General features: G+C 69.5%; 9 protein-coding genes. 6 read left to right on the top strand and 3 right to left on the bottom strand.

Annotated elements, in window-relative coordinates:
- Positions 1 to 20 precede the first annotated feature (20 nt).
- Positions 21 to 4,175 (bottom strand): FtsK/SpoIIIE domain-containing protein, encoded by a 4,155-nt coding sequence (locus CFN17_RS19015; protein WP_261792280.1) that lies wholly within the window; start codon positions 4,173 to 4,175, stop codon positions 21 to 23.
- 242 nt (positions 4,176 to 4,417) lie between these two features.
- Here CFN17_RS19015 and glf point away from each other — a divergent pair, with 242 nt between their 5' ends.
- Genes glf through CFN17_RS18995 form a run of 4 tightly spaced genes read left to right on the top strand, consistent with a single transcriptional unit; the run spans position 4,418 to position 9,217 of the window.
- Positions 4,418 to 5,605, top strand: a complete 1,188-nt coding sequence (gene glf, locus CFN17_RS19010) for a UDP-galactopyranose mutase (RefSeq protein ID WP_208749227.1) — start codon at positions 4,418 to 4,420, stop codon at positions 5,603 to 5,605.
- Positions 5,602 to 7,593, top strand: a complete 1,992-nt coding sequence (locus tag CFN17_RS19005; protein WP_208749226.1) for a glycosyltransferase — start codon at positions 5,602 to 5,604, stop codon at positions 7,591 to 7,593. Before glf ends, CFN17_RS19005 begins: the two co-directional genes overlap by 4 nt.
- Positions 7,594 to 8,463: an ABC transporter permease gene (locus CFN17_RS19000; protein ID WP_208749225.1), complete on the top strand. Its 870-nt coding sequence runs from the start codon at positions 7,594 to 7,596 to the stop codon at positions 8,461 to 8,463.
- Between the two features lies 1 nt (position 8,464).
- Positions 8,465 to 9,217 (top strand): ABC transporter ATP-binding protein, encoded by a 753-nt coding sequence (locus tag CFN17_RS18995; RefSeq protein WP_208749224.1) that lies wholly within the window; start codon positions 8,465 to 8,467, stop codon positions 9,215 to 9,217.
- Positions 9,218 to 9,328: 111 nt separating this feature from the next.
- Here the strand turns inward: CFN17_RS18995 and CFN17_RS18990 are convergent, their stop codons facing one another.
- Positions 9,329 to 9,742 carry a hypothetical protein gene (locus tag CFN17_RS18990; protein WP_208749223.1) on the bottom strand — a complete coding sequence of 138 codons (414 nt, stop codon included), beginning with the start codon at positions 9,740 to 9,742 and terminating at the stop codon, positions 9,329 to 9,331.
- 4 nt (positions 9,743 to 9,746) lie between these two features.
- Here CFN17_RS18990 and CFN17_RS18985 point away from each other — a divergent pair, with 4 nt between their 5' ends.
- On the top strand, positions 9,747 to 11,201 hold the full coding sequence (locus CFN17_RS18985; protein ID WP_208749222.1) for a L,D-transpeptidase family protein: 1,455 nt from the start codon (positions 9,747 to 9,749) through the stop codon (positions 11,199 to 11,201).
- The gene (locus tag CFN17_RS18980; RefSeq protein ID WP_208749221.1) at positions 11,185 to 11,853 is read left to right on the top strand and encodes a hypothetical protein; all 669 of its coding nucleotides are present in this window, start codon (positions 11,185 to 11,187) and stop codon (positions 11,851 to 11,853) included. The genes CFN17_RS18985 and CFN17_RS18980 overlap by 17 nt, the downstream gene beginning before the upstream one ends.
- Before the next feature lie 57 nt (positions 11,854 to 11,910).
- On the opposite strand, the gene CFN17_RS18975 is transcribed toward CFN17_RS18980, so the two are convergent.
- On the bottom strand, positions 11,911 to 13,254 hold the full coding sequence (locus CFN17_RS18975) for a DUF222 domain-containing protein (protein WP_395925660.1): 1,344 nt from the start codon (positions 13,252 to 13,254) through the stop codon (positions 11,911 to 11,913).
- Positions 13,255 to 13,348 lie beyond the last annotated feature (94 nt).

Raw genomic sequence — 13,348 nt, 5'->3', positions numbered from 1 at the left:
TTCCCTCGCAACGGCCCGGGCTACGGGACGGCCCGGTGTGTGGCGAGCTGGACGGGTGTCGCACGGCCATCGGAAATGGCGACGGCGCGTCCCGGCGGCGGGTTCTGCTCCGGCTCGAACCGGACTCCGAAGGCCTCGGCATCCATGAAGCCGCGGGGACGAATCAGGACCGCCCGGCCCTGGCTGCGTGCGGCGGCGGCGAGGGTGACCCGGTGCCCAAAGGCCGGACCGAAATCGGCCGTCACGATCACCCGCCAGCCCAGGCTGTTCAGGGCCGCAAGGCTGCTGTTGGCTTCAGGCGAGAGCAGGTCAGCATCGTCCGCCAGGGCTATCGCCGACCGGTCAAAGGTCCCCGCGAGAGCGCCGGCGTGGAGCCCTGACCAGTACCGGCCGGGATCGGTCCCTGACGGAGGGGCGAGCCACGCGATGCCGGGGTTCATTGCCGGGAGCGCGGCGAGGAACGTCGTCTTCCCGGAGCCCGGGCCGCCCAGGACCGCCAGGACACCTCCGGACGGCAGCCGGATGGCCTGAGGCCGGAGGTCGTCGCCGCCCACCCCGATCAGCAGCGCGGACGGCGGGGGAATCCCGCTGCCCGGTCCGGAAGCGGCGCGCCGGGCCAGGACCTCACCCGCGGTCACGGACACCGGCAGCGCGTCGATCCGAAACGGCAGCTCTGAGACTGCGCCGCCGGAGGGGAGCCGGCCGCCGGCATCGCGCGGTTCGTACAGTTGGGCTGCGTGACCGGTCGCCGCTGTCACCCCGGTCGCCGCCGTGGCCCTGGACGCCGGCACAAAGGACCCGAACACCGCGACCCGGCCGGGAAGCGTCTCCAGCGCCGGAAGCCGGGGCCACGCGAGGCGGCCCTCTTCAGTGGACCCGGCGGGAAAAAAGATCCGGTTGGGCAGGGCGGCAAAAAAGCGTGACGTGACGAGCTCGCGTCCGCCCGAAACGACGGCAGTGACACCCGCTCCCGGCCCGTCCCGCACAATGTCCTGAACGAGGTCTTCGGCCCAGGCCAGCGGCCCGGCACGGAACGCCGAAACCCAGGCCCCCCAACCGCTGAGCACCAGGACCAGCCGGGGCCGGGGCCGGGCGGCCGGGACGCTGAGCCGGGCCGTGACTTCCTGCGCGACGCGCTGCAGCACCCTGACGGCCCTGCGGAGTTCAGGCAGGCCGGCAACCGCACCGACCCGGGGCGACGCCGCGGCGGTCCTGAAGGCGCCGGCGGCATCGAGCACATAAAGGTGCGACTCGGCACCTGCGGCCATCAGCTGATCGACCGTGAGGGCCAGGACAGCGTCAGTCCTGACGGCCTCGGCGCCGACGAGGCCAAGATGGCCGTGCCCGGCCGGCTTCCAGATCAGCTCCGCGACGCGTTGGATCTCCGGCAGGTCGACGCGGCCCAGCCGGACCCCGGCCCGGTCCGCAGGCCCGGGACCCGGGTACGGCAGCAGCTTCGGCAGAGGATCCGCTACCGGCCGGCGGGGCTGACGGGCGCCCCCGGCCCGCCACAACCGCACGACGGTGTCCACCAGGAACGAAGCGTCCTGTGCCGCCTCCGGCACGGGAGAAGGCGCAGAGCTGCCGGGGGAGCCGCCGAAGCCGGAAGGAACGCCGTGACCGGACGCGACGCCGGTCGAGCCGTTGGACCGAACACCGGCCTCCGGCTGTGGCCGGGCGAGGTCTTCCGCCGCCGTGCGGATCGTGACTCCGCCGCCGGACGGACCACCGCTCCGCGGTGCCAGCGTGGCCGTTTGGAACTCCTCCGGGGCTTGGGCGCCGCGGATCAGGAACGCCCGGCCGGGACGTGTGATGGGGATGGCGGCCGCCAGGCCGGAGCCCATGACGTCGAAGGACTCGGAAGCGGACTGGACCCGGAGGGCGACCGAGGTCGTGACATTGGCCCTGATATCGGCATTAAGGGCACCCTGCGGACGCTGGGTGGCCATGACGAGGTGGATTCCGAGCGCCCGGCCGATGGCGGCGATCCGCATGAGCTCGGTGAGGGCGCCGGGAGCGTCGTCGACCAGGATCCTGAATTCGTCGACGACGATCACCAGATAGGGGACGGCCGGGCCGTTGGCCGATGACGATTCATACGTTGCGAGATCCGGGGCACCCGCCCGGGCCAGCAGTTCCTCCCTGCGGCGCACCTCGGCCCGCAGGGAGACGAGGGTGCGACCGACGTCGGCAGCGCCCAGGTCGGTCAGCATACCGACGCAGTGCGGCAGCCCGGTCAACGGACCGAGGCCCGAGCCGCCTTTGAAGTCGATGAAGAGCAGATTAACGCGCTCCGGCGGGTGGCTGGCCGCGATGGCCGCGGCAAACGTCCGCAGAAACTCCGATTTCCCGGCCCCGGTAGTTCCGGCGATCAGGAAGTGCGGGCCGTCGGCCCGCAGGTCGATCTGCACGGCACCTGCGCTCCCGGCCCCGACCGGCACCGTCAGGGCGGCCGCGGCGCTGGCCCGCGACCAGCGGCTGGCAATGTCCGCGGCCGCGAGGGGGAGGACCTCGGCCAGGGTGCACCCCTGCGGGACGGGCGGCAGCGCAACAGGCCGGGTGCGCCCTGCGGCCTTGAAGCCGCGGCAAAAGCGGTCGAACACCTCCGGTGGGACCAGATCCGGTACGAACTCAATGGGCGGGCCGGCTGACGTCGTGAGGGTACTGCGCCGGCCCAGGACGATCCCCGGTGATTTCCCGGGAAACTGCCCTGGCGAACAATCAATCACCCTCCACCCGTGGGCCGTGGCCACTGACCGGATGGTTGCCCCGGCGCCGCCATCCGCGCCGGCCGCAGCCCCTGCCCGGTCCGGAGTGTCCCGGAGAATCAGGACACCCCGGCCGTATCCGCCGGCGGGTCCGGCAGCCAGGAGGGCCGTCGTTGCGGCCTCGTCGGCCGATAGCCGGACTCCGGGCAGGAAACGCGCCGGCAGGGGCAGCGTGCCGGCCGGGCCGTGGATGATCAGGCACGTGTCCCCGGCGCGGGGATAGCCGGCCAGCTGCAGGATAAGTGACCGCACGAGCCCGGCCACGGCCGGCCCCGGACCGTGGACGGAGGCCACGGCCGGGGCCGGGTCCAGCGTCAGGGGGACCGCGCCCAGCGGCGGCGGCCGGAAGCCGGACACAGGCGGTTCCAGACGGACATTCGCCCGCTGGTCGGCCAGCCCCAGCCGCAGCCAGACATCCGGTGCCTGTCCAACGAGTGGTGGCGCAGATGCACGCTCAGCTGCACGAGCCGGCTCCGGCGCTGCGGCAACGGCGTCGAGGACAAGGTCCGCTACGGAAGGGGCGGCCTGCCGGCGTCGTTCCCTGTCCTGCACGGCGGCCGCCGCCACGGCCGTCTTGAGTTCCCGGCGCTGGCGGCGGCCCGACAGCACCGGAACGAGGACAGAGACGGCGGACACTGCGGTGAATGCCAGGAACATCCACGTCCCGGTCAGGACCGCCAGGCCGATTCCGGCCACCAAGGGCAGCGCCGCGGCGAGGGCGATGGCGGCCCTGTTCCCTGCGGCTGCGGTGCCGCGGACGACCAGCGGCTCGGCCACGCTGCCCCCTGCCAGCGACAGGCAGTCCGGGGCAGTATCCGTCGCGAACGGGGGCGTCAGCCGGAGCGCCATGGTGGAGTCGCCGCAGCGGATCGAGGACGCCGTGGTCACCGGTGCTGACCGCACTTTCCGGCCGTCGACGCAGGTGCCGTTGGCGCTGCCGAGGTCCACGATCGTGACGTCTGCGTCGGACACGTCCAGGCGCGCATGTTCCCGGGAGAGGGCCGCGTCCGGGATCGCGATCTCCGTGCCGCTGCGGCCGATCCGGAACCGGCCCCGGCCGAGCGCGACAACCGTGCCCGCCCCGGGGCCGCTGTGCACGACCAGCAGCAACGCGGCAGGCCCAGTCCGACCGGCCCGCGACGAGCACCGGGAAGCCGGCCCCTCAACCAGCACGGAACCCGGGACCAGGGGAGCCGTGCCCACTATCATGGCCGCGACGGGCGCACCCCGGACAAACAGTTGACCGGTACCGTAACGCCGGGCAATGGCGGCTTCCAGCTCCGCGCCCGGGCACGGCTCGGGCACCTCGGCGGCCAGCTCAATGAGCCGGCCGTCCGGCCCGGGGGAGGCCTGCCCGGCCGGACCGTGCCCGGGCGGGCAGGGTGCGAGGGTGCAGTGGAAGATCATCCGAGCCTCCTTTCTGCCGGCGTCCTTTCCCGCGCGGCGGTCCGTATTCCACGGTAGGGACGCGCCGGCCTGGAAGGGGCCGAAAGATTGGGCCATGTGGATAACCGGGTGCGGCGGCCGGGACCATGCACCGGGAGCCCGCGTGTGAGGGGCCGGGCGCTGATTGGCGGGGAGCCTCGGGTAGGCTAGTTCAGCAGACAATGCGCAACATTGGGCTGCCCGCATTCGAATCAGGAGAGTTTGTGACCGCTGACCTCGTCATCGTAGGGTCGGGCTTCTTTGGCCTGACAATCGCAGAACAGGCCGCCTCGGAGCTCGGCTTGAAGGTAGTCGTCCTCGACCGCCGCCACCACATCGGCGGCAATGCCTACAGCGAAAAGGAAGAACAGACAGGCATCGAGGTGCACCGCTACGGGGCGCACCTTTTCCACACCTCTAATGACCGTGTCTGGGAGTACGTGAACCGCTTCACCTCGTTCACGAACTACGTCCACAAGGTGTACGGCGTGCACAAGGGTGAGGTCTACTCCCTGCCCATCAACCTGGCCACGATCAACCAGTTCTTCCGCGCCAACCTCACCCCGGGCCAGGCCCGGGACCTGATCAAGGAGCAGTCCGGCGAGCTGGCCGGCACCGATCCGCAGAACCTGAACGATAAGGGCATCCAGCTCATCGGCCGGCCGCTCTACGAGGCGTTCATCAAGCACTACACCGGCAAGCAGTGGCAGACGGACCCCAAGGACCTGCCCGCGGGCATCATTTCCCGGCTGCCTGTCAGGTACAACTATGACAACCGGTACTTCAACGACACGTACGAGGGCCTGCCGACCAACGGCTACACGGCCTGGATCGAGAAGATGGCCGAGCACCCGAACATCGAGGTCCGGCTCAACACGGACTTCTTCGACGAGTCGCACGAATACAGCAAGGACAAGGTGGTCGGCACCATCCCGGTCGTCTACACCGGTCCGGTTGACCGCTACTTCGACTACGCCGAAGGCGACCTTTCGTGGCGCACCATCGATTTCGAGGAGGAAGTCCTCGACGTCGGCGATTTCCAGGGCACCTCGGTGGTGAACTACAACGACGACGACGTCCCGTTCACGCGGATCATCGAACCGCGCCACTTCCATCCGGAACGCGACTACCAGACGGAAAAGACCGTCATCATGCGCGAATTCTCCCGCGCGGCAGAAAAGGGCGATGAACCGTACTACCCCATCAACACCGCCGCGGACCGCGAACGCCTGCTCAAGTACCGAGACCTCGCCGCGGCGGAAAAGGACGTCCTCTTCGGCGGACGCCTCGGCACGTACAAGTACCTGGACATGCACATGGCCATCGGCTCTGCCCTGACCATGTTTGAGAACAAGATCCGGCCGCACTTCGAGGCCGGCGCCACGATTGAAAGCGGAGGAGTGGACGCATGAGCGCCGCTGAAGCGACACCTGGCTGGAACACCATCCAGCGGATTATCCTGCCCTCGACGGACCAGACGGACACCGTCCCCCTCTACGTCGACGCCGGCTCCGCCAGCGGCATCCGCCTCCGGGAAAACGACGAACTGGCCCGCAACCCGAAGCTGCTCGAAGACAAGCTGCAGCTGGTCAGCTCGGAGCGCCGGGAAGCGCACTTCGAGGACCTCCTAAGCCGGAGTTCCATGCGCGTGCGCTCCGGCGAGCAGATTTCCTTCGGCACCTATTTCAACGCGTTCCCCGCCAGCTACTGGCGGCGCTGGACCTCGGTGCATGACATCCGCCTGGTCGTGGAGACTTCCGGCCCGGGCACGGTGACGGTTTACAAGTCGAACGCCCGCGGCGCCGTCCAGCGCGTGGACGGCAAGCATGTCGACGGCGAGGCCACCTCCACGTTCGAACTCTCGCTTAAGCCGTTCGGCGACGGCGGCTGGTACTGGTTCGACCTGGCGGCCAGCACCGGTGAGCTGGTCCTGAAGAGCGGCGCGTGGGAGGCCCAGGGCGGACCCGCTGCCAAGGGCCAGGTGACCCTGGAAATCACCACCATGAACAAGCCTGACTTCTGCCTGAACAACGCCCGCATCCTGGCGGACAACCCTGATGTGCTTGAGAACGTTAAGGAAGTCCTGATCGTTGACCAGGGCACCCAGAAGGTCGAAGACCAGGCGGGCTTCGCCGAGGTCCGGGATGCCCTCGGCGGCAAGCTCCGCATCATCAACCAGGCCAACCTCGGCGGGTCCGGCGGCTTCGCGCGCGGCATGTTCGAGGCCGTCGAAAACGGCAGCGACTACGCCCTGCTGCTCGATGACGACATCGTCGTGGAGCCCGAGAGCATCGTCCGGCTGCTGACCTTTGCCGACCACTGCCGCAAGCCCACGATTGTCGGCGGCCACATGTTCGACCTGTACAACCGCAGTATCCTGCACACGTTCGGCGAGGTCGTCGACCCCTACCGGATCGTGCCGGCGCTGCCCCATGCGGACATGGAAACGCGGCACGATTTTTCCGTCGCGAACCTGCGCCAGACCCCGTGGCTGCACCGCCGGGTGGACGTCGACTACAACGGCTGGTGGATGTGCCTGATTCCCACGAAGGTGATCCAGGAAATTGGCCTGTCGCTGCCGCTGTTTATCAAATGGGACGACGCCGAATACGGGCTGCGCGCCCGGGAAGCCGGCTTTGCCACGGTGTCGATGCCCGGCGCCGCCGTCTGGCACGTGTCCTGGATCGACAAGGATGACCTCGTCGGCTGGCAGGCGTACTTCCACGCCCGCAACCGGCTGATCACCACCCTGATCCACAGCCCCTACCCCAAGGGCGGCCGCGTCCTGCGTGAGTCGGTGCAGTCCGACGTCAAGCACCTCGTGTCGATGCAGTACTTCACCGAGCACGGCCGCATCGAGGCCCTCCGCGACCTGTTGAAGGGGCCGGAAGACCTGCACGCGATTCTGGGCACGAAGCTCCCGGAGATCAACGCCGCGAAGGCCGACTACCCGGACGCCCAGCTCAAGGAAGACGTCGATGACTTCCCGGCACCCAAGATCGGCCGCGGGCCGATGGGCGGGACCGCGATGGGGCTGCCCAGCAAGAAGCAGCTGATCCCGTGGGGCATCAAGACCGTGGCCCGCCAGCTCATCAAGGCCCCCGGACCCGAAAGCGCCGAACGGCCCCAGGGCTACCTGGCCCACCGGGACAACCGTTGGTACCGCGTGGCGCACTATGACTCCGTCGTGGTCTCCAACGCCGAAGGCACCGGGGCGTCGTGGTACCAGCGCGACCCGAAGAAGCTGAAATCCATGCTGACGGAGGCGACCATGCTGCACGCGAAACTGTTCCGGGAATGGGACAGCCTTGCCGAGCAGTACCGCCGCGCCGTCACCGAGATCAGCTCGATCGACGCCTGGAAGAAGACGTTCGAGGCGCACTCCGAGGACGGCAGGTAGATGGCTGGTCAAACCGACCAACTGATCAAGCCCGGCTCCGGACACGGTCTCCTGGACGTCTACCGGGACCGGTTCCTCCTGAAGCTGCTGGTGCGCAAGGAGATCAAGGTGCGCTACCGCGGCTCGGTGCTGGGCCTGCTGTGGTCCTACGTGAAGCCGCTCGTGCAGTTCCTGATCTACTTCGTGGCGCTGGGCATCTTCCTGAACCTCCAGCATGGAACACCGAACTACGCCATCTACCTGTTCTCCGGCATTGTCCTGGTGAACTTCTTCACGGAAGCGCTGTCCAATGCCACGCGTTCGATCGTGGACAACCGGGACCTGATCCGGAAGATCTACCTGCCGCGGGAACTCTTCCCCGTGGCCACGGTGTGGGTGTCGGCGGCCCACTTCCTGCCCCAGCTGGTGGTGCTGATCGGCGCCTGTCTGCTGGTCGGATGGGCGCCGACGCTCCTGCAACTGGCTGCGGTGGTCCTGGTCTTCCTCATGGTCGCCGTCCTCGGCACGGGCCTCGGCCTGCTGTTCGGCGCCATGAACGTGTATTTCCGGGACTCCGAGAACATCGTCGACATGATCGTCATGGTCGTCACCTGGGCCTCCCCGGTCCTCTACCTCTGGACGATGGTCGAAAAGGTTTTGGGCGACTGGTTCTGGATCTACCAGTTGAACCCGATGACGGTCGCCGTCGAGGTCTTCCACTGGTCCTTCTGGGAACCGACGCTCAAACCGGACCAGCTGGTCAGCGACGCCACGCCCCCGGGGCTGCTGACACTGTGGCTGCCCGTCGCCCTGCTGATCACGACGGCCGTGCTGTTCCTCGGGCAGCTGACGTTCCGCCGGCTCGCCGTCCACTTCGCACAGGAGCTCTGACATGACGCCGCACGGCCAGGTGGCCATCATCTGCACCGACATCCGCAAGCAGTTCGTGCTCCGCCACACCCGTTCCCTGAAGGAAGCCCTCGTGTGGCTCGTGAAGGGGCGCAAGGGGGACCTGTCGAAGAAATTCCTGGCCCTCAAAGATGTCTCCCTCGAAGTCAAGCAGGGCGAGACGGTGGCGCTCATGGGACTGAACGGATCGGGCAAGTCAACGCTCCTGAAGCTCATCTCAGGAGTGCTGCAGCCCGACGCCGGAACCGTGCGCACCCGCGGGCGCGTCGCCGGGCTCATCGAGGTCGGCGCCGGCTTCCACCATGACCTCAGCGGCCGCGACAACGTCTACCTCAACGGCGCCATCCTCGGCATGACCGAAAAGCAGATCGACGAGAAGTTCGACTCAATCGTGGAGTTCTCCGAAATCGGTGAATTCATCGACACCGAGGTGAAGTTCTACTCCTCCGGCATGTACCTGCGGCTGGCATTCTCCATCGCCGTGCACACCGACCCGGAAGTCTTCCTGATTGACGAGATCCTCGCGGTGGGCGACGAGCCGTTCCAGCGCAAGTGCATCGCGAAGATCAAGGAACTTTCGGAAATGGGCAAAACCCTGTTTGTCGTGAGCCATGACCTGGACCTTGTCTCAACCGTCTGTGAACGCGGGGTCCTGCTCGAACACGGCGAGATTGTCATGGACGGGGAAGTCCACGACGTCGTCGGCGAACTCCGGCGCCGCTCGCTCGCCCTGTAGCCGGTCCCGCGCCCGGTAGACGCCAGCCCTGTAGCGTCGTCGGCGCCCGGCGGCGGCGTGCCCGGGAGGTTCCCGGCGCGCCGTCCGCTAGGATGGGCCCGGTACGGGGGCTCAGCCCCGTACCGGGGGATGCCGGGGGGCAAAAATGACAGCTGCGCGGATCGTGACCAGGGCCGTGGCCATCGCGGCAGTGAGCATCACCGTGCTGGCAGGCCTCGGCCAGACAGCATTTGCGCAGACAGCCGCGCCCCCGCCCGGTGCCCCGACGACATCCCCGGCCATAGCGTCACCGACGCCGACGCCGACACCGGCCGTCGCGCCGTCGCGCACTGCCGCAGGGACATCCACGCCAAAACCAACGGCCTCACCCGCACGGACGGCGACGCCGGCCCCGACGCCGGCCCCGACGCCGGCCCCGACGCCGTCACCAACCCCGCCGTCCGCCGGTGCGTCCCCGGCTGCCGCCCAGTCCGCAGGGGCGTCCGCCAAGGCGGCGCCCGCGCCGGCCGCTGCGGAGGCGGCCATCCGCGTGCCCGGGGCGATCGGCATCGAATATGAGCGGCTTGGCGGTGCCGACGGCGCCGCGGGACCTGCGACTGCCGCGCAGCAGTGCGGACTGCCCGACGGCGGCTGCCTGCAGGCCTTCAAGAACGGATCCATCGTCTGGAGCGACGCCACAGGTGCCCACCTGCTCTCCGGCGGCGTGCTGAATGCGTGGCGCAACGCCGGCGGCGTCCGAAGCTATCTTGCCTACCCGGTGGCGGATGCCAGCTGCGGAGGCGAGCCCCGGGTGTGCCGGCAGGCGTTCCAGGGCGGCGTCCTCTACAACGTGATCGGCACCGGAACGTATCCGGTCCGGGGCGCCATCCGCGCCGCCTACGACGCCCAGGGCGGTCTGAAGGGGTATCTGGGTTATCCGCTGGGAGCCGAAAAGTGCGGGCTGCCCGGCGGGGCCTGCACGCAGAAGTTCCAGCGCGGCGTCGTGTACTTCGCCCCCGGCGCGGGTACCTTCCCGGTCTGGGGTGCCATCAACGCCCGCTACGTGGCACTGGGCGGCAGCGGCGGGTACCTCGGCTACCCGACCGGCGCGGAGAAATGCGGGCTGCGGGGCGGGGGCTGCTCCCAAGCCTTCCAGCGCGGCCGGATCTACTACGCCGCCGGCGCCGGGACACAGGCCGTGTGGGGCGGCCTCGGACAGTTCTACGCGGCCCGCAAGGCCCAGGACGGTGCGCTCGGGTATCCCGTCACGGCGGAGGCGTGCGACCGCAGCGGGTACTGCAGCCAGTCCTTCCAGTACGGCCGGCTTCAGTGGTTCCCGGGAACCGGCGTCCGCTACCGGCTGACCTCGGCCGCGTACTGCCCGGCCCTCAACTCGGGGGCCGTGAAGTACCGCACCGCCGGCGCCCCGCGCGTGTCTTTCGCGATCGCCGACGAATACAGGGACACCGGCGTCACCTTCATCACCTGCGTCCGCCGGACGGATGGCAGCTACGCCAAGGAGTGGGGCGCCCTGGGGCATGCCGGTGAGTCCGGCTTCGCGGCGCCCGGAGTCGCGACCGGACCCACGTGGCAGGCCTTCTCTCCGACAGGATCCTTCACGGTCACCCAGGCCTTTGGCCTGGGCAACCCCGGCACGGCCTTGCCGTACCGCACCCTCAACCCCTATTCGCGCTGGGGCGGCCGGCTCAACGCCAACTACAATAAGTACTTCGAATCGAGCGCGGACGTGTTCCCGGATGAGAACATGTGGTATTTCGCCACCCGGCCGTCCCATGACTACCGGCAGGGGGTCGTCATCAACTACAACCGGCCCCCGGATGCGCCCATCACAATGAACGCCGGATTCGCGATTTTCCTGCACGGCAACAACCTGCCAACATGGGGTTGCATCTCGCTCAACGACGGGGATCTCCTGCAGTACCTGAGAACAGCGCACTCCGGCGACCGGTTCGTGATGGGAGTGGCGTATGACATCTTCAACTAGCCGGCTCGGCCTCACCGGCCTCCTGGCCCTCGCGGCCGGCCTGTCACTGGGCGCCTGCACGGCAGCCCCGGCGCCCGGCCCGTCACCATCGGCGGCCGCCACTGCGGCTCCCACCGCGGAAGCCCCCGCCCCCACCCCGACCGCGACGTCCGGCGTCGCCCCCGGGAGCGATCCCTTGACCCACGACGGGCGCACCGTGCTGCCGGCGCCGCGTGAGGACTGTGCCCGCCCGGCGCTGCAGGAGATCCAGCAGCTGCTGGGACCCGTGGCCGAGGGCGTGCAGGAAGCCGACGTCCAGGCCTCCACCAAGGATGGCGTGGCAGAGCGTGTCTGCACGTTCGCGCTGGCCCCGGTCGGTGCCGGGCAGGCTCCGGATACGGGCAACGCCCTGATCATCGCCCGGACCACCGTCCCGGACCAGGCGGCACTGGACAAGCTCGGGTTGCCCCGGCTGATGATGGCGCCCGTGTCCGTGCCTGGCGTGGGGACTGCCGCCTGGTATTCGGTGAACCGGCTCAGCGGCACCACGGAGTACGTCCTCGAAGCGGTGGACGGCTTGTCGGTCCTTCGGGTGACCCTTGCCCTTCCGGCGGACGTGGGTGAGCCGGAGAACGCCTCCGGGCAACTCGCCGAACTGGCCAGGCACAGCTAGGCGGCGGCTGTTTGGAAGGTTGAGCGGATCAAGCGCGGCAACCCCGGCCGCCACTGATTACGCGACGGCCGGGGCCAGGACTTCGTGTCCGGGCAAGAAGTGGTGCCAGTCGGGGAAGGGGTCCGGGGGCAGGGCGGCGTCGGGGTCCGGGCCGGGGTCCGGCGGCACGAAGTGCTCGGGCCAGCGGGGTGGTTCCCAGTCGGGGTGTTCGCTGGCGTAGTGGCGTCCGGCCGGTGAGGTCCAGCCCGGCGGGCTCTCACCGCTCGCGCCGGCGGGTGTCCAGGTGGAGTTGTGTTTGAGCCGGTGGTGCTTCGGGCAGGGCTGGGCCAGATTCGCCACCCCGGTGGTCCCGCCGTCGGCCCAGGCCAGCAGGTGGTCGGCCTCGTTATCCAGCGACGGGTTGTTACAGCCCGGGAACGGGCATTTGCCGTCGCGCAGCCGCAGCCACTGACGCATCGCCTTCGTGACCCGGTAACTGGTACGCCCGATTTCCAGCGGCGCCCCGTCGCGGGGGTCGACCAGGACCCGGTGGAACGAATTGGCGCCGTCGGCGACCAGCCGGCGGGCCATTGACGGCGGGATCGGCCCGTACCCGTCCAGCATGGCCGGTTCCTCGGTGGCCCCGAGCAGCGCCATCACCGGGACCGTGACCAGGACCTGCGCCCGCGGCGACGGCACACCCCCGCCCCCGCCCGCGCCGGCCATGACGGCGCCGGAACTTGTGCTGCCGGAACCGCCGGTGCCTGTGCCCGGGAGGTTGGTGGTGAGGAGCCAGGTGGCGGTGACGTCGGCGCGGAGCTGGGCCAGGGTCCGGCACTCGCCCGGGCCCTGCAGCGCCCGGGCCGCGGCGGTGGTCCGTTCCCAGATCCCCGCGGCAGTATCGGCCGGGAGCCGGGCCGAGAGCCAGGCCATGCCGTCCCGGTCCGGGACGAACTCCACCCGCCGCTCCGCCACCCCCGTGGCGTGGCGGGCCTCGGTCCTGTCCGGGTGGTGGCGTTCCCGCCACACACGCGCCTTGGCCCGGAACCGGCCCGGGGCCAGCTCCCCGGCCGGGCAGCCCCGCGCCGGATCCGGCGCGGCGGGGTCCAGAAAATGCCCCTCCAGCCCGGCCGCCCCGGCCCGGTCCAGGTTCGCCGCCTCATCGACCATGATCCGGGCATGTTGCCAGGACAGCTCCCCGGCCTGCAACGCCGCCAACGTCAACGGCAACGACGAGACCAATGCCAGCGCGTCGGAGAGCAGCGCCGAGGCGGAGCGTTCGCTCACGGTCAGGACACCCGCGACCTCCGCGACCACGGCCAGCTCCCGCGCTGACGCGTCCTGCGGAGACGCGGCCGGGCCGGCCAGGTACCCGGCGGCCTGCACGTAGTCGGCGGCCAGGCGCACCTTCAACGCCGCCATCCCGGCCTCCAGCCGCGCCACTAACGCCAACCCGTCCAGGCAGCCATCCGCGAAATCCCGCAACGGATCCCCACCGGGCTCATCAACATCAGCG

Source organism: Arthrobacter sp. PM3, from assembly GCF_003352915.1.
Taxonomy (GTDB): Bacteria; Actinomycetota; Actinomycetes; order Actinomycetales; family Micrococcaceae; genus Arthrobacter.
This window is presented reverse-complemented; position numbering and strand designations above follow the sequence as displayed.

What these genes read in the sequence shown, in the direction of transcription:
- CFN17_RS18980 (WP_208749221.1), top strand. Translation starts at nt 11,185, where the DNA reads ATGACATCTTCAACTAGCCGGCTCGGCCTCACCGGCCTCCTGGCCCTC.
- CFN17_RS18990 (WP_208749223.1), bottom strand. Translation starts at nt 9,742, where the DNA reads ATGGCCGCCTCCGCAGCGGCCGGCGCGGGCGCCGCCTTGGCGGACGCC.
- CFN17_RS18995 (WP_208749224.1), top strand. Translation starts at nt 8,465, where the DNA reads ATGACGCCGCACGGCCAGGTGGCCATCATCTGCACCGACATCCGCAAG.
- CFN17_RS18975 (WP_395925660.1), bottom strand. Translation starts at nt 13,254, where the DNA reads ATGGCGGCGTTGAAGGTGCGCCTGGCCGCCGACTACGTGCAGGCCGCC.
- CFN17_RS19000 (WP_208749225.1), top strand. Translation starts at nt 7,594, where the DNA reads ATGGCTGGTCAAACCGACCAACTGATCAAGCCCGGCTCCGGACACGGT.
- CFN17_RS19005 (WP_208749226.1), top strand. Translation starts at nt 5,602, where the DNA reads ATGAGCGCCGCTGAAGCGACACCTGGCTGGAACACCATCCAGCGGATT.
- CFN17_RS19015 (WP_261792280.1), bottom strand. Translation starts at nt 4,175, where the DNA reads ATGATCTTCCACTGCACCCTCGCACCCTGCCCGCCCGGGCACGGTCCG.